The organism is Chromobacterium vaccinii (genome assembly GCF_001855275.1).
Classification (GTDB): domain Bacteria; phylum Pseudomonadota; class Gammaproteobacteria; order Burkholderiales; family Chromobacteriaceae; genus Chromobacterium; species Chromobacterium vaccinii.
Genome location: NZ_CP017707.1, coordinates 2,109,998 through 2,128,457, shown reverse-complemented (window position 1 = coordinate 2,128,457; position 18,460 = coordinate 2,109,998). Strand labels below are relative to the sequence as shown.

Genomic DNA, 18,460 nt, shown 5'->3' with positions numbered 1-18,460 from the left:
GAATTGTCGCGCCAAATCAAAGCCTGGGCGCGCGAAGCCGGTTTCGCCGACGCCCGCGTCACGCGCGCGGCGCTGCCGCCGGAGGCGGAACAACGGCTGGAAGCCTGGCTGGCGGCCGGGCATCACGGCGAGATGGACTATATGGCCCGGCATGGCGCGATGCGCGTGCGGCCGGCCGAACTGGTGCCCGGCACGCTGTCGGTGATTTCGCTGCGGATGAACTACTGGCCGGGGGGTGAGCCGGCCGAGCAGGTGCTGGCCGACCCGTCGCGCGCCTACCTGTCGCGTTACGCGCTGGGGCGCGACTATCACAAGGTGCTGCGCAACCGGCTGCAGAAGCTGGCCGAGCGCATAGAGGGCGCGGTCGGATCGTTCGGCCACCGGGTGTTCACCGACAGCGCGCCGCTGGCCGAGGTGGCGCTGGCGTCCCAGGCCGGCCTGGGCTGGCGCGGCAAGCACACGCTGCTGCTGACCAAGCGCCAGGGCTCGCTGTTTTTCCTGGGCGAGATATTGACCGACCTGCCGCTGCCGCCGGACGAGGCCGAAGATGGCCATTGCGGCCGCTGCACGCGCTGTCTGGATGTCTGTCCCACCGGCGCCATCATCGAACCCTACACGGTGGACGCGCGCCGCTGCATTTCCTATCTGACCATCGAATTGAAGGGGGCGATTCCGGAGCCGCTGCGGCCCTTGATCGGCAACCGGGTGTACGGCTGCGACGATTGCCAGCTGTTTTGTCCATGGAACCGTTTCGGCGCTTTAACAGCGGAAGCTGATTTTGCGGTGCGTCATGGTCTGGATGGCGCCAGTCTGGTAGAACTGTTCGACTGGAGCGAGGACGAGTTCCGCGAGCGGATGGCGGGCAGCCCGATCTACCGCATCGGCTATCACAAGTGGCTGTCCAATCTGGCGGTGGGCCTGGGCAACGCGCCGACCACGCCGGAAGTGGTGGCCGCGCTGCGCAGGCGGCTGGACTTTCCCGACGAGCTGGTGGCCGAGCCGGTGCGCTGGGCGCTGGCCCGGCACGGCCAGTCCTGTTGATTTCAGCTGCGGGACGGCGCGATCACCAGCGATTCCCCTTCCAGCACCACCTTGTCGCCGACGCGGCATTGCGTGGAGAGGCGCACCCGTTTCTTTTCCGGGATCAGCTCTTCGACGGTGACGCGGGTGGTGACGGTTTCGCCGATGCGCACCGGCGCCTTGAAGCGGGTGGACTGCGACAGGTAGACGGTGCCGTAGCCGGGGAGGCGGGTGCCGATCACGCCGGAGATCAGGCTGGCGGTCAGCATGCCGTGGGCGATGCGGGTCTCGAAAGGCGTGGTGGCGGCGTAGGTCTGGTCCAGATGCACGGGATTGTTGTCGCCGCTGACGGCGGAGAACAGCAATACGTCGGCCTCGGTGATGGTTTTGCCGGTTTCGGCGCTGGCGCCGACGGCCAGATCCTCGAAATAGACGGTCATGACAACTCCCTGTGAGATTTATGACGGGGAAATGTTGCAGTGCATTGTGACAGCTTTGGCCTGAAATGCAAACCGCAGGGAAATGACGTACTATCGACGCCGAGTTGCATTTTCACCACGCGCCGCGCCGGCGCGTACAAACCAAACGCTCGTTTGAATTTTGCTTGGGGCATAATCAGGCTCTGCTGGCCGTCGTTGCCTTCCGCGTTCGATTAACCCACAGAAGTTTGCTGGAGGAATATGAAAGTTCTAGTCGCAGTGAAACGCGTTGTCGATTACAACGTGAAAGTCCGCGTCAAAGCCGACGGCAGCGACGTTGATATCGCCAACGTCAAGATGTCGATGAACCCCTTCGACGAGATCGCCGTGGAAGAGGCGGTGCGTCTGAAGGAAGCCGGCAAAGTGAGCGAGATCATCGCCGTGTCCATGGGCGTCAAGCAGTGCGAGGAAACCCTGCGCACCGCGCTGGCGATGGGAGCCGACCGCGCCATCCTGGTGGAAACCGATGTCGAGCTGCAGCCGCTGGCGGTGGCCAAGCTGCTGAAGGCCGTCGCCGACAAGGAGCAGCCGCAACTGGTGATCCTGGGCAAGCAGGCGATCGACGACGACGCCAACCAGACCGGCCAGATGACTTCCGCGCTGCTGGGCTGGTCCCAGGGCACTTTCGCCTCCAAGGTGGACCTGGCGGCCGAGACCGTGGACGTGATCCGCGAGATCGACGGCGGCCTGGAGACCGTCAAGCTGCGCCTGCCGGCCGTGGTCACCGCCGACCTGCGCCTGAACGAGCCGCGCTTCATCAAGTTGCCCAACATCATGGCCGCCAAGAAGAAGCCGCTGGACAAGACCACGCCGGCCGATCTGGGCGTTGACGCCGCTCCGCGCCTGAAAACGCTGAAAGTGGCCGAACCGGCCAAGCGTTCCGCCGGCATCAAGGTGGCCAACGCCGCCGAACTGGTCGCCAAACTCAAGAACGAAGCAAAGGTGCTGTAAGACATGGCTATTCTCGTTATCGCTGAACACGACAACCAGAGCCTGAAGACAGGCACCCTGAACACCATCACCGCCGCGGCCAAGCTGGGCGAAGTGCACGTGCTGGTGGCCGGCCACAACGCCGCCGCCGCAGCCGATGCCGCCAAGTGCGTGGCCGGCGTGGCCAAGGTGCTGCTGGCCGACGCCGCCCACTACGCGCATGGCCTGGCCGAAAGCCTGTCCGCGCTGGTTGTCGGCCTGGCCAAGGACTACAGCCACGTGCTGGCTCCGGCCTCGTCCTTCGGCAAGAACCTGCTGCCGCGCGTCGCCGCGCTGCTGGACGTCGCCCAGATTTCCGAAATCGTCGCCATCGAGTCGGCCGACACCTTCGTGCGGCCGGTCTACGCCGGCAACGTGCTGGCCACCGTGCAGTCGGCTGACGCGATCAAGGTGATCACCGTGCGCACCACCGCTTTCGACGCGGCAGGCCAGGGCGGTTCGGCCGCGGTGGAAACCATCGCCGCCGGCGCCGACAGCCAGTTGTCCGCCTTCGTAGGCCAGGAACTGACCAAGTCCGACCGTCCGGAGCTGGGCTCGGCCAAGGTCATCGTGTCCGGCGGCCGCGCGCTGGGTTCGGAAGAGCAGTTCAAGGCCGTGATCGGCCCGCTGGCCGACAAGCTGTCCGCCGCCGTCGGCGCCTCGCGCGCCGCGGTGGACGCCGGCTACGCGCCGAACGACTATCAGGTCGGCCAGACCGGCAAGGTGGTGGCGCCGCAGCTGTACTTCGCCGTCGGCATCTCCGGCGCGATTCAGCACCTGGCGGGCATGAAGGATTCCAAGGTGATCGTCGCGATCAACAAGGACGAGGAGGCCCCGATCTTCCAGGTGGCCGACTACGGCATCGTCGGCGACCTGTTCGCCGTGGTGCCGGAACTGATCGCCGAACTGTCGAAGTAAGCGACAGCCGGGGGCGCGGCCGCAAGCGCCCCCGACCGAGCAGGCAGCATAGCCGCCGGAACCAACAACAGCAGCCGGCGCCCAATCAGGGAGCGCCGGTTTTTTTTATGGCCCGCGGCGCGGGCCGACGCGAGAGAAGCAGAGGAGAAGCGCGATGATTTATCACGCCCCAATCAAAGACATCCGATTTGCATTGAACGAGCTGGCCGATCTGGCGGCGATCTGCGGGCTGCCGGGCTACGGCGAGTGCTCGGTGGAACTCACCGACGCGGTGCTGGAAGAGGGCGCCAAGTTCGCCGAGGGCGTGCTGGCGCCGATCAACAAGCAGGGCGACCAGGGCGCCAAGTGGAAGGACGGCGAAGTGACTGCCGCGCCGGGCTTCAAGGATGCCTGGCGGCAGTACGTCGAATCCGGCTGGGTGGGTCTGCGCGCGCCGGAGGAATATGGCGGCCAGGGCATGCCGGCGCTGGTGGCGGCGGCGGTGGAGGAAATGTGGTGTTCGTCCAATCTGGCGTTCTCGCTGGCGCCGCTGCTGACGCTGGGCGCGGTTGAGGCTATCCATCATCACGCATCGGATGAGCTGAAGAGCGTCTATCTGCCGATGATGGCCAGCGGCCAGTGGACCGGCACCATGAACCTGACCGAGCCGCAGGCCGGCTCCGACCTGGCCCAAGTGCGCTCCAAGGCGACGCCGGCCGCCGACGGCAGCTATCGCGTCAGCGGCCAGAAGATCTTCATCACCTGGGGCGAGCACGACATGGCCGAGAACATCGTCCACTTGGTGCTGGCGCGCCTGCCGGACGCGCCGGCCGGGGTGAAGGGCATCTCGCTGTTCATCGTGCCCAAGTTCCTGGTGAAAGCCGACGGCTCGCTCGGCGCGCGCAACGACGTGCGCTGCGTGTCGCTGGAGCACAAGCTGGGCATCCACGGCAGCCCGACAGCGGTGATGAGCTTCGGGGACAACGACGGCGCGGTCGGCTACCTGGTCGGCGAGCCGAACAAGGGCCTGAACTACATGTTCACCATGATGAACCACGCCCGCCTGGGCGTGGGCATCGAGGGCGTGGCGGTGTCCGAGCGCGCCTACCAGAAAGCGGTGGAGTACGCGCGCGATCGGGTGCAGAGCCGCGCGGTGGGTTCGCCCGATCCGGCCGGGGTGGCCATCATCCGGCACCCGGACGTGCGCCGCATGTTGATGACGATGCGCGCCCAGATCGAAGCGCAGCGCGCGCTGACCTTCTACGCCGCGGCCGCGCTGGACCGCGCCGCGCGCCATCCGGTGGCGGACGAAGCCGCCCGCAACCAGGCGCTGCTGAATTTCCTGATTCCCATCGTCAAGGGCTGGAACACCGAGCAGGCCAACGAGATCACCAGCCTGGCCGTCCAGGTGCACGGCGGCATGGGCTACATCGAGGAGACCGGCGTCGCCCAGTACTACCGCGACGCCCGCATCACCGCCATCTACGAAGGCACCACAGGCATCCAGGCGCTGGACCTGATCGGCCGCAAGACGGCGATGGATCAAGGCGCGGTCGCCCGCGCGCTGCTGGCCGAGGCGCAGTCTGCGGCGAACAAGCTGCAGGCCGCGGGGTTCGATTCCGCCGCCGGCAACCTCTCCGCAGCGATCGCCGACGCCGAGCGCTGCGTCGCCTTCATCCTGGAAACCTTCGGCGCCCAGCCGCAGCTGGCCGCCGCCGGTTCGGTGCCGTTCCTGAAACTGATGGGCATCGTGCTGGGCGGCTGGCAGCTGGGCCGCGCCGCGCTGATCGCCAAGGAGAAGCTGCAGGACGCCGATGCGGACAGCGATTTCCTGAACGCCAAGATCATCACCGCGCGTTTCTTCGCCGAGCACTTGCTGCCGCAGGTTTCCGGCCTGGCGGCGGCGATCCTGAATGGCGCCGATAGCGCGCTTGCTCTGGATGACAGCCAGTTTTGACCGGCTAGATCCGACATGCGGACGCCGCGGCCTCGCCGCGGCGTTTTTTTATGCGAAAATGCCGAAAGTTTGCTTTTTCCCGATGTGAATTTCTTGTTCGGATGCGATAAGAATCAAGCGGCAAGCGAGTTGGCTGTAAATATTAACGATGACTAAATTTTTATCTGTCATCAAATATTCAGGCGGCCTATTGCAAAATCGTGCTCTTGCTGCTTAATCTAGCGTGCCTGCTGTGATAGTCGCTCAGCAAATTTACGATACGGAAGGCCGATGGTTTCAGGGGACAAGACAATCATGCGCCGCAAGCTGGACTTCAGCCGCTGGCGGCTGCCGGGCCGGCAGTGGCACAAGGCCCTGCCGGCCGCGGCGCTGGGACTGGCCGCTTTCTGGCTGGGCCAGCAGTTGAGCGCGCTGCTCGCGCCTTCCGCGCCAAACTACCGTGATCTGGCTCAGGCCCAGCCGCAGGCCGCCGCGGCCGCGGCCGCGCAGGGACATTGGTTCGGCGAGGCGCCGCAGCAGCCGGTGGCGGCTTTGCCGCCGGTCCGGCTGTTGGGCGTGTACGCGCCCAGCCGCGACGGCGTGCAGGGCTTCGCCATCATCGACAGCAACGGCCACCCCGAGCCGCTGTTGCAGGGCAAGCAGACGCCTGACGGCTGGGAGCTGGTCAAGGTCGCGCCCAATGGCGTCACCTTGCGCTCAGGCGGCAACGAGCAGTTCGTTCCGCTGCAGCGGCAGAGCGGCGGAGGCGGCGGCGACATGCCGCAATCCGCGCCGTCGCAGCCTCCCGCGATGCAGCCGGCCCAGCCCATGCCCGGCGCCGTACCCATTCCGATTCCGGGCCAGAACGCCGTACCCGATGCCCAGCCTCAACCCGCGGTGGATCCCGCCGCGATGATTCGCCAATAAGAGAGTGCAATGCGAATTTCCAAGCTCGTCGCCGCCCTGGCCCTGGTTTACAGTTGCAATCTGCTCGCCGCGCCGCAAAACGATACGGTCATGCTCAACTTCGTCAATGCCGACATCGAGACCGTGGTCAAGGCGATAGGCGAGATCAGCGGCAAGAACTTCATCATCGATCCGCGCGTCAAGGGCACGGTCAACATCGTTTCCAGCCGGCCGGTGCCGCGCGCGCTGTCCTACCAGGTGCTGTTGTCGTCCCTGCGTCTGCAGGGCTTCTCCGCGGTGGAGGGCAACGGCGTGATCAAGATCGTGCCGGAAGCGGACGCCAAACTGCACGCCAAGGCCAGCAAGAACATTCCGCGCGGCGACGGCGACCGTCTGATCACCAAGGTGTTCGCGCTGAAAAACAGCAACGCCAACCAGCTGGTGCCGGTGATACGGCCGCTGGTGTCGCCCAACAACACGGTGGCCGCCTATCCGCAGTCCAACGCGCTGATCGTCACCGACTACGCCGACAACATCCAGCGCATCGAATCCATCATCGAATCGGTGGAATCGGCGGCGGCGGGCGACACCGTGGTGATCCCGGTGCTGTTCGGCTCCGCGGTGGAGCTGGCCAATTCGCTGAACAAGCTGATGCAGGAGGGCGGCGCCGACGGCGGCAAGACCACCATCCTGGCCGACGCCCGCGCCAACGTGCTGATGGTGCGCGCCGACACCCCGGGCAAGATCGGCAAGGTCAAGAGCCTGCTCAAGGTGCTGGACCAGCCCAGCCAGGCCGGCTCGAATGTCCGCGTGGTGTACTTGAAAAACGCCCAGGCGTCCGAGGTGGCCAAGACGCTGCGCCTGCTGCTGGCCAGCGAGGGCAGTCCGGTTCAGGCGCGCAGCACGATCAATACCGCGACCACCACTGGCGGCGGCGCGAGCCTGATGTCTTCCGCCACCAGCGCCGGCACGGGGAACGGCGCCTCGGCGCAGAACCCGGTGTCCTCGCCCGACGCCGGCGCGGGCGCCGCGGCCTCTGCCGCGTCTTCGTCCTCCGCGCCGTCGGGCGCCGGCATCGGCACGATGATCCAGGCCGACAGCAACAGCAACGCGCTGATCCTCAACGTGCCGGACCCGATGTATCAGAACCTGCGCAACGTGATCGACCTGCTGGACAAGCGCCGCGCCCAGGTTTACGTCGAAGCGCTGGTGATGGAAGTGACGGCCAGCCGCGCCACCAAGATTGGGGTGCAGTGGGCGGCCAATGTGCATGGCAACGGACTGATCGGCAACAGCTTGCCCGGCCCGGCTTCGCCTTCCCTGCTGCCGAGCGGCAGCGGCGGCGCCTCCGGTACGCCTAGCACGCCGCTGAGCTCGCTGGTCAGCAGCCTGACCGGAGGCGGCCTGACCGCAGCCATCGTCAACACCATCACCGTGGGCGGCGTGCAGATCCCGACGCTGGGCCTGCTGGCCCAGGCATTGGAGCAGGAGGCGCAAGGCAATCTGGTGGCCAGCCCGCAGTTGGTGACGATGGACAACGAGGAAGCCAAGATCGTGATCGGCCAGGAGATCGGGGTGCTCAGCGCCTCTTACCCGGCGGGTTCCAGCGGCACCTCCAACGCGCCTTACAATACTTATGACCGCAAGACGGTGGGTTTCGGCCTGAAGATCACCCCGCAGATATCCGAGGGCGGCACCATCCGCATGAAGATCAGCCAAGCGGCCGACTCCATCGACGCCACCACGCTGAACGCGGCCGCCGGCCCGACCTTCAACCGCCGCACGCTGGACACGGTGGTGACGGTCGGCGACGGCGGGCTGGTGGCGCTGGGCGGCTTGACCCAGGAAACCACGACCAACGCCGAGGACAAGGTGCCGCTGCTGGGCGATATCCCCGTCATCGGCAATCTGTTCAAGTATCAGGGCAAGGAGCGCAAGAAGAGCAATCTGATGATCTTCATCCGCCCCACCATCATTCGCGACGAGATCGGCAATCGCGCCGTGGCCGGCGAGCGCTACGGCTATGTGATGGAAGACGCGATGCGGAATGCAGACCGTAAGTTGCCGCTAAGCCTGAACGACCAGTTGAAGGCGCCGGCGGCCGGCAGCATACACGGCGCGCTGAATGCGCTGGATACGCTGAACAAGTCGGAAGACAACGCCAAGGCCAAGCAATGATGCAAGCCAAGTTCGCGACGCTGCTGCCCTTTCCCTTCGCCCGCGCCAACGGGGTCATCCTGCTGGACGGCGAAGTCGGCCGGGTGCTGCTGCTGCGCGAGGACGCCAGGCCGGCGGCCTGGGCCGAGGCGCTGCGGGTGCACGGCGGCGAGCTGTCGGGCGTGGAGACGCTGACGGCCTCCCAATTCGAGAAGCGCCTGTCCGAGCACTACGCCAGCCGCGACGGCGCGGCGGCGGAGATGGTGGACGACATCGGCCAGGACATGGACCTGAACCAGATGGTCGAGTCCTTGCCGACGGTGGAGGACCTGCTGGAAAGCGAGGGCGACGCGCCCATCATCCGCATGATCAACGCGCTGCTCACCCAGGCGCTGCGCGACGGCGCGTCCGACATCCACATCGAGGCCTTCGAGGATCGCTCCACCGTTCGCTTCCGCCTGGACGGCACGCTGCGCGACGTGGTCAGCCCGCATCGCGCGCTGCACGCGGCGATGGTGTCGCGGATCAAGATCATGGCCAATCTCGACATCGCCGAGAAGCGCATTCCGCAGGACGGCCGCATCTCGCTGCGCCTGGGCGGCCGGCCGGTGGACGTGCGGGTGTCGACGCTGCCCACCAGCCACGGCGAGCGGGTGGTGCTGCGTCTTCTGGACAAGGAAAACGCCAAGCTGGACCTGGCCACGCTGGGCATGGCCGCCGACACGCTGGCCTCGGTGGATACCTTGATCCGCCAGCCGCACGGCATCCTGCTGGTCACCGGCCCCACCGGCTCCGGCAAGACCACCACGCTGTACGCGGCGCTGTCGCGGCTGGACTCGGCCCACACCAACATCATGACGGTGGAAGACCCGGTGGAGTACCACCTGGACGGCGTCGGCCAGACCCAGGTCAACGCCCGCATCGACATGACTTTCGCCAAGGCGCTGCGCGCAATCCTGCGGCAGGACCCGGACGTGGTGATGATAGGCGAGATCCGCGACCTGGAAACCGCGCAGATCGCGGTGCAGGCATCGTTGACCGGCCACCTGGTGCTGGCCACGCTGCACACCAACGACGCCGCCAGCGCGGTGACCCGGCTCACCGACATGGGCGTCGAGCCCTTCCTGCTGGCCTCCAGCTTGCTGGGCGTGATGGCGCAGCGGCTGGTGCGGCGCGTCTGCCCGCAATGCAAGGCGCCGCATCCGGTGCCGCTGGACGACGCGCCGGAGACGGTGCATTACCGTCCGGTCGGTTGCCCGGCCTGCAGCCAGTCCGGCTACAAGGGCCGTTACGGCATCTATGAGCTGATGCTGATCGACGACACCATGCAGCGGCTGATCCACGACCGTGCCTCCGAGCACCGGCTGCGCGACCACGCCGGCCGCCATGGCATGCGCAGCCTGCGCGATGACGGCATGCGCTGGGTCAAGGCCGGCGAGACCAGCCTGGAAGAAATCCTGCGGGTGACGAGGAGCTGATGGCGGCCTTCAAGTACACCGCCTACGACGCGGCGGGCAAGGAGCAGAGCGGCCTGCTGGAGGCGGATTCCGCCCGCGCGGCGCGCGGGCAGCTCAGGGAGCGCGGCCTGCTGCCGGTGTCGGTGGACAGCGTCAACGCCAAGACCGGCGGCGCCGGCAGCAATGTGCTGCGCCGCGGCCTGCCGCGCGCCGAATTGGTGATGATCACCGAGCAGCTGTCGACGCTGCTCAACGCCGGCCTGACGCTGGAGAAGGCGCTGACCGCCGTCACCGAGCAATCGGAAAACGCCCGCAGCCGCACCGTGCTGGCGGCCCTGCGCAGCGACATTCTGGAGGGCAAGGGCTTTGCCCAGGCGCTGTCGTCGGCGCCAGGGGTGTTCTCGCCGCTGTACCGCTCGCTGGTGCAGGCCGGCGAGCAGTCCGGCCACCTGGACATGGTGATGTCGCGGCTGGCGGAATACCTGGACAAACGGCAGAACACCCAGCAGAAAGTGACGCTGGCGCTGGCCTACCCGGCGGTGGTGACGCTGGTCGCCATTCTGGTGGTGGGCGGCCTGATGAGCTACGTGGTGCCGCAGGTGGTCAGCGTGTTCGCCCAGACCAAGCAGACCTTGCCTTTCCTGACCCGCGCGCTGGTGGCCTGCAGCGATTTCCTGCGCCAGTGGGGCGTGGTCATGCTGATCGGCATTGTCGCGGCGGCTTTCCTGATCGTCCGCGCCTTGCGCGCGCCGGCGCTGAAGCGCCGTTTCCACGCCCGGGTGCTGAAGCTGCCGGTGTTCGGCCGGCTGTTCCGCGCGCTGAACACCGCGCGGATGGCCAGCACCTTGTCGATTCTGGTCGGGTCCGGCGTGCCGTTGCTGACCGCGCTGGAAACCGCGCGCGGCCTGATGACGATGCTGCCGATGCAGGACGCGGTGGCCGACGCGATGGCCAAGGTGCGCGAGGGCGTGTCGCTGTCGCGCGCGCTGAACGCCACCCGCCAGTTTCCGCCGGTATTGATCCACCTGATTTCCAGCGGCGAGGCCAGCGGCACGCTGTCCCACATGCTGGACCGCGCCGCCCAGCAGCAGGAGCAGGAGGTGGAGCGCAAGCTGGCCACCTTCACCACGCTGATGGAGCCGCTGCTGATCCTGGTGATGGGCGGCATGGTGCTGTTGATCGTGTTGGCCATCATGATGCCCATCATCGACATGAACCAGATGGTGCATTGAGTGTTCGCATGGATAGAGAATGGGCCCGCCGCGGCGGGCGCAATGATTTGGAAGAGACGCCGGGAAGCATTCCCGGCATGCATTCGGGAGAAAACATGAAAGCAGTTCGTCGCGCCGCTCAACGCGGTTTCACCCTGATCGAGATTATGGTCGTGATCGTCATCCTCGGCGTGCTGGCCGCGCTGGTGGTGCCCAAGGTGATGAGCCGCCCGGACGAGGCGCGCATCGTCGCCGCCAAGCAGGACATCGGCGCCATCAGCCAGGCGCTGAAGCTGTACCGGCTGGACAACGGCCGCTACCCCAGCACCGACCAGGGCCTGTCGGCGCTGGTGCAGAAGCCGACCGCCGCGCCGGAGCCCAAGAACTGGAAGCCGGGCGGCTACCTGGAGCGCCTGCCCAAGGATCCGTGGGGCAACGCCTACCAGTACGCCAATCCGGGCACTCACGGCGAGATCGACATCTGGAGCTTCGGCGCCGACGGCGAGCCGGGCGGCGAGAACAACGATGCCGACATCGGCAACTGGGACAGCGGCAAGTAAGCCGGGTCCGGGAAGAGGCAACGTGACCTCCGCCGCGCGCGCGCGCGGCTTCACGCTGATCGAGGTGATGGTGGTGATGCTGATCATCGGCGTGCTCGCCACCACCGTCACGCTCAGCTTGAGGCCGGACACCCATCGCCAGCTGAATGACGAGGGCTACCGCTTCGCGCGCGTGCTGGAGCAGGCCGGCGATCTGGCCGAGATGGGCGACACGCTGGCGCTCAGCTGGAATGGCAAGGGCTATGCCTTCAGCCGGCAGGACGACGACGGCGAATGGCGGCCGGTGACCGAGGAGCTGCTGGCCGCGCACGAATGGCCGGACGGCATATCGGGCGAGGGCGCGCTGCAGGACGGCAAGCCCTGGAAGGGCGATCGGCCGCTGCTGCTGTGGCAGGACGGCCGGGCGGCGGTGCTGGCGCTCAGGCTGGACGGCGCCGGCCGGCGGCTGAGCGTGCTGCAGTCGCCGCTGGGCCGGGTGACGGTGGCGGACGGCTCATGAGGCGGCAGCAAGGCTTCACCCTGTTCGAGGTATTGGTCGCGCTGGCCATCATCGCGGTGGCGCTGGGCGCGCTGCTGCGCGCCACCGGCCTCGCCGCCGATAACGCGGAAGGCATGGAGCGCCGGATGCAGGCCAACTGGGAGGCGCAGAACCAGATCGCGATGCTGCAGGCGCTGCGGCAGTTTCCGGAGCCGGGCCAGCAGGCCGGAGAAAGCAAGGAAGATGGCGTCGAATGGCGCTGGGAGCGCGAAATCTCGCCGACGCCCAATCCCAATTTCCGCAAGGTGACGGTGCGCATCCTGGCGCCCGGCGCCGGGCATTACGTGCTGGCCGAGATGACCGGCTACCTACGGCAGCAGGCGGGAGGCGGCGGTTGAGCGCGCGGCGGCAGGGCGGCATGACGCTGCTGGAAATCCTGGTGGCGATGAGCCTGTTGGCCATCCTGTCGGTGATGGGCTACAAGGCTTTCGGCTCGCTGCTGATCGCCCGCGAGCGGCTGATGCAGACCGGCGAGCAGTGGGTGGACGTGGCGCGCGCCTTCCGCCGGCTGGAGAGCGATCTGGGAGGCCTGCAGCCGGCGGCCAACGCGGCCGAGCAGCAGCAGGGGCTGACGCTGGGCGTCAGCAGCCTGGTTCTGCAGCCGGACGGCAAGGGCCAGGCGCTGATGCTGGAGGCGGTGTCCACCCGCTACCCCAGCGGACGGGAGCGCATCGTCTACCAGAGCGGCGAGGGCGGCGTCAGCTGGTCGGCTGGAGACGCCGGCGGCGCGTCGCCCATCGTTTACGCGCTGCTGGGGCGCGACATGCGCGTCGATTGGCGGGTGCTGCTCAACGACGGCAGCTGGCAGGAGGCGTGGCCCATGGGCGACGCGGCCCAGGGGCGCGTGCCCCGGGCGCTGGAAATGCGGGTGAGAATGCCGGGCAAGCAGCAGGCGCGGCGGATATGGGTGTTGCCATGAGGCGGCGGCAATCCGGCATGGCGGTGATCATGGCGCTGCTGATCGTCGCGCTGGCCACCACCGCGGCCAGCCTGGTGCTGTGGCAGCAGGGCTTGTGGTGGCACCAGCTGGAGAACGACAAGAGCCGAGCCCAGCTGCGGCTGGTGGCCGACGCCGGCCTGGGCTGGGCGATGGAAATCCTGCGCTTCAACAACGGCCCGGCCGGCAACGGCGTGGTGGCGCTGTCCCAGCTGTGGGCGCAGCCCTTGCCGCAGACCGAGGCGCAGGGCGTGAAGGTGAGCGGCGCGCTGGAAGACCTGCAGGGCCGCTTCAACATCAATTCGCTGGTGCTCAATGGCCAGACCAACGCCAAGCAGCTGAAATTCTACAAGAGGCTGCTCAGTTCGCTGGGCTTGCCGGGCAAACTGTCGGAACCGCTGCTGAAGGAGCTGCGCGGCGGCAAGGACGAAGACGACAAGCCGAGCGGGGACGGCGCGGCCGCTGCGCCGCAGCCCAATCGCCCGCTGACGCGGGTGGAGATGCTGCGCTGGCTGCCGGGCTACACGACCGAGGTGATGGAAAAGCTTTCGCCGCATATCGCGGCGCTGCCGCCGTCGGTGACGCAGATCAACGTCAACACCGCGACCGGCGAGGTGCTGAAGGCGATGCTGCCCGGCATGGGCGACGGCAATCTGATGGTGCTGATGAAGCAGCGGCAGACCAATTACTTCAAGGACGCCAACGATTTCAAGGCGAGGCTGCCGGGCGGCGGCTTCGTCTTTCCGGACGTGGACATCGGCGCCGGATCCTCTTATTTCCTGTTGAACAGCCGGGCGGGCTACGGCAAGGCCAGGCTGTCGATGCGGGCGATGATTTACAGCAATCAGAACATCGTCAAACTGGTTTGGCGACAAGAAGGCAACAATGGCCGCAGCCAGCAGGCGCGGCCAGGTGGAGACAAACATGACGACGCTGCGACTCTATCTGCGTCCGGGCTGGCCCGATAGCGAGCCCGGCCTGCCCTGGGCCCTGCTGAACGCCCGCGGCGAGCTCTCCGCCCAGGGAGACAGCGCGCCCGGCGGCTGGCCCAAGGCCGAGCAGTGCGAGCTGGTGCTGCCGGCGGGCCGCACGCTGTTCACCGACGTGAAGCTGCCCGACGCGGTCAAGCAGCCGACGCCGGCCGTGATCGGCTTCGCGCTGGAAGAGGGACTGGCCAACGATCCCGGCGCCAATCTTTACGCGCTGGGCGAGGCGCTGGCCGGCGGCCGGCGCGCGGTGGCGGTCACCGAGGCGGCCGGCCTGCGGCGCGCGGTGGCCATGCTCAAGAACCTGGGCCGGCTGTGCGACCGCATCGTGCCCGAGGAGTGCCTGCTCTCGCCGCCGCCGGCCGACGGCTGGAGCGTGACCCGCCTGGCCGACCGCTGGCTGGTGCGCGCCGCCGCGCCGTACGCGGCCAGCCTGCCGCGGGCGGGGGGGCAAATGGAGCGCGCCCTGTTCGCCTCGCTGCTGGCGGCGGCGCAGCCGGCGCGGCTGCGCTTGCACGGGGTGGACAGCGCCGACGAGGTGCTGGCCCATCTGCCCGGCTGGCAGGGCGAGGCCGCGCGCGGCGACGCGCACGACTGGCGCAGGGGCCGCCGCCACGGCGGCTACGACTTCGCCCAGGGCGATCTGGCCGCCAACCGCTACTGGCGCGACTGGGCGCCGTCGCTGAAGAAGACCGGCTGGCTGCTGGGCGGGCTGCTGATCGCGCAGATCGCGCTGACGCTGGGCCAGTCCGGTTGGTACGCGTGGCGGAAGCACAGCCTGTCGCAGCAGATCCGCGCGGCGGCCACGCCGTGGATAGGCGGCCAGGCGCAGCCCGGCAGCAGCGCGCTGGCGATGACGCGGGCGGTGGACAAGCTCAGGCTCAGTCACGGCCAGCCGGCGCGCGACGATCTGGTGGAGCTGATGGGCGCGCTGGCGGCTGTCAGCGGGCGCGAGCTGCAAGTGCGGACGCTGGAGTACGAAGCCGGCAGGCTCAAGCTGCAGGTGGGCGAGGTGCCGGCGGAAAGCCTGGCGCGCTGGCGCAAGCTGCTGGCGGCGCGGCAGATCATGCTGGACGCGACGAGCAGCCAGCCCGGCAGCAAGCAACTGGTGGTGGCGCGGGAGCCGTGACGATGAAAGCCTACAAGCAACAATTTCTCGAATACTGGAGCCAGCGCAGCCCGCGGGAACAGCGGCTGCTGGCGGCGATGGCCGCGGTGCTGGGCGCGACGCTGCTGTATCTGGCGGTATGGGAGCCGGCCAGCTCGTCCCTGCAGCGCAACCGGGCCTCGGTCGCGCGGCTGCAGGCCGAATTGGGCGCGGTGAGCGCATTGGCCGATGAGGCCGCCAAGCTCAAGCGCCAACCGGCGCAGACGCCGCTGCCGGCCAAGGAGCTGATCCCGCTGCTGCAGCAGACGGCCAAGAGCCAGGGCCTGTCGGTGGCCGGGCTGCAATTCAACGCCGACGGCGATTCCGGCGTGTCGATGGATGGCGTGGTCGGCTTCGACGACTGGGTGCGCTTCGTCGGCATCCTGGCCGCGCAGCAACAGGTGCGGGTGGTCAACGTCAAGGCGGAGGCGCAGCCGGTGCCGGGGCAGGTGAAGATCAAGGCGCTGCTGGCGCACGCGGGGGCGGCGGCATGAGACAGCGGATCTTGAAATGGCTGGGCGTGGCCGCGCTGCTGTTGGCCGGCTTGTTGTCGTCGCTGCCGGCCAGCTGGCTGTCCTGGCCGGTGTCGCGCTACAGCGATGGGCGTTGGGGCGTCAGCGAAGCCAGGGGCACGGTCTGGGACGGCGGCGCGAAGCTGGTCTACCTAGGGCAGGCCGGCGAGGTGCGCAGCATGAGTCCGCTGGCGTGGAAATGGCAGCCCAAGGCCTTGCTGTCCGGCCTGCTGGTCTGGCATCTGGACAGCGCCGGCCAGCCGGGCATGCTGCAGCTGGGCTTCGGCAAGCAGGAGGTCAGGGGGCTCGCGCTGTCGCTGCCGGTGGCGGCGCTGGCCGATCTGTCCAAGACTTGGCAGGCGGCGCGGCTGGGCGGCGAGCTGCAGCTGAACATTCCGCAGCTGGCGCGCCAGGGCAAGGACGTCAGCGGCGCCGTGCAGATCGCTTGGCGCGGCGCGTCGTCGCCGTTGACCACGGTGCTGCCCTTCGGCAGCTACCAGCTGGATGTCGCCGGCACGGGCCAGGGGCTGAACCTGAATCTGTCGACGCTGGAAGGGCCGCTGATGCTCAGCGGCCAGGGCGCGTTGCCGGCCGGCGGCGCTTTCCACATGGCAGGCACAGCCGACAGCCCGCAGGACAAGTACGATGCGTTGAAGCCCTTGATGCTGATGCTGGGCCAACCGGCCGGCCCGACCAGCGTCAGCTGGCAGGTGAAGCCGGGTATGTGACGTTTTTTTGAAAAATGGCGCCTGTCGTATTGTGCAAGTGCAAAATGCGCGGTATTATAGAAAGGTTTAACCAAACGGGACAGGCGCAGGCGCCGAGTCCCGTTATTCACATAAGAATTTTGAAAATCCCAGGGTGTGCAAACGAAACCGGCTCAGCCGGTTTTTGTGTAAGCGCCCGAGCAATGCAACAGGAGCCAGCCAGTGTCAAACCTCCCCGCAATCCTTGTCTTGGCTGACGGCACGCTTTTCAGAGGTAGTGCTATCGGTGCCGCCGGCCACACGGTCGGCGAGGTGGTATTCAATACCGCCATCACCGGTTACCAGGAGATCCTGACGGATCCCTCCTATACCAGGCAGATCGTCACACTCACTTATCCGCACATCGGCAATGTCGGCGCGAATTCGGAAGACACCGAATCCCGCGCCGTTTTTGCATCAGGGCTGATCATTCGCGATCTGCCGCTCTTGCACAGCAACTTCCGCGCCGAAGATTCGCTGTCCGATTATCTGAAGAAGCACAAGCTGGTGGCGATCGCCGACATCGACACCCGCAAGCTGACGCGCATCCTGCGCGAGAAGGGCGCCCAGGCTGGCTGCATCATGGCCGGGGACATCGACGAGGCCAAGGCCCTGGAACTGGCGCGCGGCTTCGGCAGCATGGCCGGCCAGGATCTGGCCAAGGTCGTCAGCTGCCAGAAACCGTACGCCTGGACCGAGAAGCAATGGAAGCTGGGCGCGGGCTACCAAGTGCAGTCGTCCACCCGCTACCACGTCGTGGCCTACGACTTCGGCGTCAAGCACAACATCCTGCGCATGCTGGCCGAGCGCGGTTGCCAGCTGACCATCGTGCCGGCGCAAACGCCGGCCGCCGATGTGCTGGCGATGAATCCGCATGGCGTATTCCTGTCCAACGGCCCCGGCGATCCGGAGCCGTGCGACTACGCGATTGCCGCGATCCGCGACATCCTGGAGACCAAACTGCCGGTGTTCGGCATCTGTCTGGGCCACCAGCTCTTGGGCCTGGCCACCGGCGCCGCCACTTCCAAGATGAAATTCGGCCACCACGGCGCCAACCATCCGGTGCAGGATCTGGACAGCGGCCGCGTGATGATCACCAGCCAGAACCACGGCTTCCAGGTGGATGAGACCAGCCTGCCGGCCAATGTCCGTGTCACCCACCGCTCGCTTTTCGACGGCACGGTGCAGGGCATCGCGCTGACCGACCGCCCGGCCTTCTCGTTCCAGGGCCACCCGGAAGCCAGCCCGGGGCCGGAGGACGTGGCTTATCTGTTCGACCGTTTCATCGACGCGATGGCCGCGCGGCAGTAAGGGCGGAGTCGAATCATGTTGGGCATTACCGACCTTACCACCTACCTGATCGGCACGCTGATCGTCATCCTGTTGCCGGGGCCGAACGCCATGTATGTGCTGTCGGTGGCGGCGCAACGCGGCAAGCGCGCCGGTTTCGCCGCGGCGGGCGGCGTGGTCAGCGGCGACTTCATCCTGATGACGCTGGCGGCCACCGGCGCGGCCGGCCTGCTGCAGGCCAACCCGGCGCTGTTCGCGGTGGTCAAGTACATCGGCGGCGGCTATCTGGCCTGGCTGGGCGTCAATATGCTGAAGTCCGGCATCCTGGCCTGGCGCCGCGCGCGCCGCGGCGACGAGTCGCCGGCCAAGGCGTCGGCGCTGTCCGGCGGCCACCCGTACCGCAAGGCGCTGCTGATCAGCCTGATGAACCCGAAGGCCATCCTGTTCTTCGTGTCCTTCTTCGTGCAGTTCGTCGATCCGGCCTACCCGCACCCGGCGGTCACCTTCGCCGCGCTGGGCGCCATCGTCCAGTGCTGCAGCATCGCCAACCTGTCGATGCTGATCCTGCTGGGCGACAAGCTGGCCGCGGCCTTCCGCCGCCGCCGCAAGCTGACGGCGGCGCTGGGAGGCTCGGTGGGCGCGGTGTTCGTCGGGTTCGGCGCCAAGCTGGCGGCGGCCAGCCTGTAAGGTCGAAAGTAAACATGCCGCGCCG

19 protein-coding genes are annotated in these 18,460 nt (G+C 67.4%); 18 read left to right on the top strand and 1 reads right to left on the bottom strand.

The features are described from left to right. The first annotated feature begins 3 nt into the window (after positions 1-3). On the top strand, positions 4-1,041 hold the full coding sequence (gene queG, locus BKX93_RS09925; RefSeq protein WP_326980815.1) for a tRNA epoxyqueuosine(34) reductase QueG: 1,038 nt from the start codon (positions 4-6) through the stop codon (positions 1,039-1,041). 2 nt (positions 1,042-1,043) lie between these two features. Here queG and BKX93_RS09920 read toward each other — a convergent pair whose 3' ends face one another. Continuing rightward, positions 1,044-1,460 carry a MaoC family dehydratase gene (locus BKX93_RS09920; RefSeq protein ID WP_046155580.1) on the bottom strand — a complete coding sequence of 139 codons (417 nt, stop codon included), beginning with the start codon at positions 1,458-1,460 and terminating at the stop codon, positions 1,044-1,046. 240 nt (positions 1,461-1,700) lie between these two features. On the opposite strand from BKX93_RS09920, the gene BKX93_RS09915 reads away from it, so the two are divergent. From BKX93_RS09915 to leuE, 17 genes are all read left to right on the top strand, one after another. Beyond that, the gene (locus BKX93_RS09915; protein WP_021479161.1) at positions 1,701-2,450 is read left to right on the top strand and encodes an electron transfer flavoprotein subunit beta/FixA family protein; all 750 of its coding nucleotides are present in this window, start codon (positions 1,701-1,703) and stop codon (positions 2,448-2,450) included. Positions 2,451-2,453: 3 nt separating this feature from the next. After that, positions 2,454-3,386: an electron transfer flavoprotein subunit alpha/FixB family protein gene (locus tag BKX93_RS09910; RefSeq protein ID WP_070979660.1), complete on the top strand. Its 933-nt coding sequence runs from the start codon at positions 2,454-2,456 to the stop codon at positions 3,384-3,386. Positions 3,387-3,540: 154 nt separating this feature from the next. Next, positions 3,541-5,322, top strand: a complete 1,782-nt coding sequence (locus tag BKX93_RS09905; protein ID WP_070979658.1) for an acyl-CoA dehydrogenase — start codon at positions 3,541-3,543, stop codon at positions 5,320-5,322. A 294-nt stretch (positions 5,323-5,616) separates the two neighbouring features. Next, positions 5,617-6,228, top strand: a complete 612-nt coding sequence (locus BKX93_RS09900) for a type II secretion system protein N (RefSeq protein WP_070979656.1) — start codon at positions 5,617-5,619, stop codon at positions 6,226-6,228. A 9-nt stretch (positions 6,229-6,237) separates the two neighbouring features. Continuing rightward, positions 6,238-8,385, top strand: a complete 2,148-nt coding sequence (gene gspD / locus BKX93_RS09895) for a type II secretion system secretin GspD (RefSeq protein ID WP_070979654.1) — start codon at positions 6,238-6,240, stop codon at positions 8,383-8,385. Further along, the gene (gene gspE, locus BKX93_RS09890; RefSeq protein WP_046155575.1) at positions 8,382-9,842 is read left to right on the top strand and encodes a type II secretion system ATPase GspE; all 1,461 of its coding nucleotides are present in this window, start codon (positions 8,382-8,384) and stop codon (positions 9,840-9,842) included. The genes gspD and gspE overlap by 4 nt, the downstream gene beginning before the upstream one ends. Further along, positions 9,842-11,053 (top strand): type II secretion system inner membrane protein GspF, encoded by a 1,212-nt coding sequence (gene gspF / locus BKX93_RS09885; RefSeq protein WP_070979653.1) that lies wholly within the window; start codon positions 9,842-9,844, stop codon positions 11,051-11,053. Before gspE ends, gspF begins: the two co-directional genes overlap by 1 nt. A 95-nt stretch (positions 11,054-11,148) precedes the next feature. After that, positions 11,149-11,592 carry a type II secretion system major pseudopilin GspG gene (gspG, locus tag BKX93_RS09880; protein ID WP_160300405.1) on the top strand — a complete coding sequence of 148 codons (444 nt, stop codon included), beginning with the start codon at positions 11,149-11,151 and terminating at the stop codon, positions 11,590-11,592. Positions 11,593-11,614: 22 nt separating this feature from the next. Beyond that, positions 11,615-12,091 (top strand): prepilin-type N-terminal cleavage/methylation domain-containing protein, encoded by a 477-nt coding sequence (locus tag BKX93_RS09875; RefSeq protein WP_145929291.1) that lies wholly within the window; start codon positions 11,615-11,617, stop codon positions 12,089-12,091. Continuing rightward, positions 12,088-12,468 (top strand): type II secretion system minor pseudopilin GspI, encoded by a 381-nt coding sequence (gene gspI / locus BKX93_RS09870; protein ID WP_046155573.1) that lies wholly within the window; start codon positions 12,088-12,090, stop codon positions 12,466-12,468. Before BKX93_RS09875 ends, gspI begins: the two co-directional genes overlap by 4 nt. Then, positions 12,465-13,049 (top strand): type II secretion system protein GspJ, encoded by a 585-nt coding sequence (locus tag BKX93_RS09865; protein WP_046155572.1) that lies wholly within the window; start codon positions 12,465-12,467, stop codon positions 13,047-13,049. The genes gspI and BKX93_RS09865 overlap by 4 nt, the downstream gene beginning before the upstream one ends. Further along, complete coding sequence (gene gspK, locus BKX93_RS09860; protein WP_186009517.1) at positions 13,046-14,035, top strand: type II secretion system minor pseudopilin GspK; 990 nt, start codon at positions 13,046-13,048, stop codon at positions 14,033-14,035. Before BKX93_RS09865 ends, gspK begins: the two co-directional genes overlap by 4 nt. Next, positions 13,992-15,182, top strand: a complete 1,191-nt coding sequence (gene gspL / locus BKX93_RS09855) for a type II secretion system protein GspL (protein WP_070979649.1) — start codon at positions 13,992-13,994, stop codon at positions 15,180-15,182. The genes gspK and gspL overlap by 44 nt, the downstream gene beginning before the upstream one ends. 2 nt (positions 15,183-15,184) lie before the next feature. After that, on the top strand, positions 15,185-15,694 hold the full coding sequence (gene gspM, locus BKX93_RS09850; RefSeq protein ID WP_070979648.1) for a type II secretion system protein GspM: 510 nt from the start codon (positions 15,185-15,187) through the stop codon (positions 15,692-15,694). Beyond that, on the top strand, positions 15,691-16,440 hold the full coding sequence (locus tag BKX93_RS09845; protein ID WP_083340490.1) for a type II secretion system protein N: 750 nt from the start codon (positions 15,691-15,693) through the stop codon (positions 16,438-16,440). The genes gspM and BKX93_RS09845 overlap by 4 nt, the downstream gene beginning before the upstream one ends. A 201-nt stretch (positions 16,441-16,641) precedes the next feature. Then, positions 16,642-17,769: a glutamine-hydrolyzing carbamoyl-phosphate synthase small subunit gene (gene carA / locus BKX93_RS09840; RefSeq protein ID WP_046155568.1), complete on the top strand. Its 1,128-nt coding sequence runs from the start codon at positions 16,642-16,644 to the stop codon at positions 17,767-17,769. A gap of 15 nt (positions 17,770-17,784) precedes the next feature. Then, on the top strand, positions 17,785-18,435 hold the full coding sequence (gene leuE, locus BKX93_RS09835; protein ID WP_046155567.1) for a leucine efflux protein LeuE: 651 nt from the start codon (positions 17,785-17,787) through the stop codon (positions 18,433-18,435). Positions 18,436-18,460: the final 25 nt, after the last annotated feature.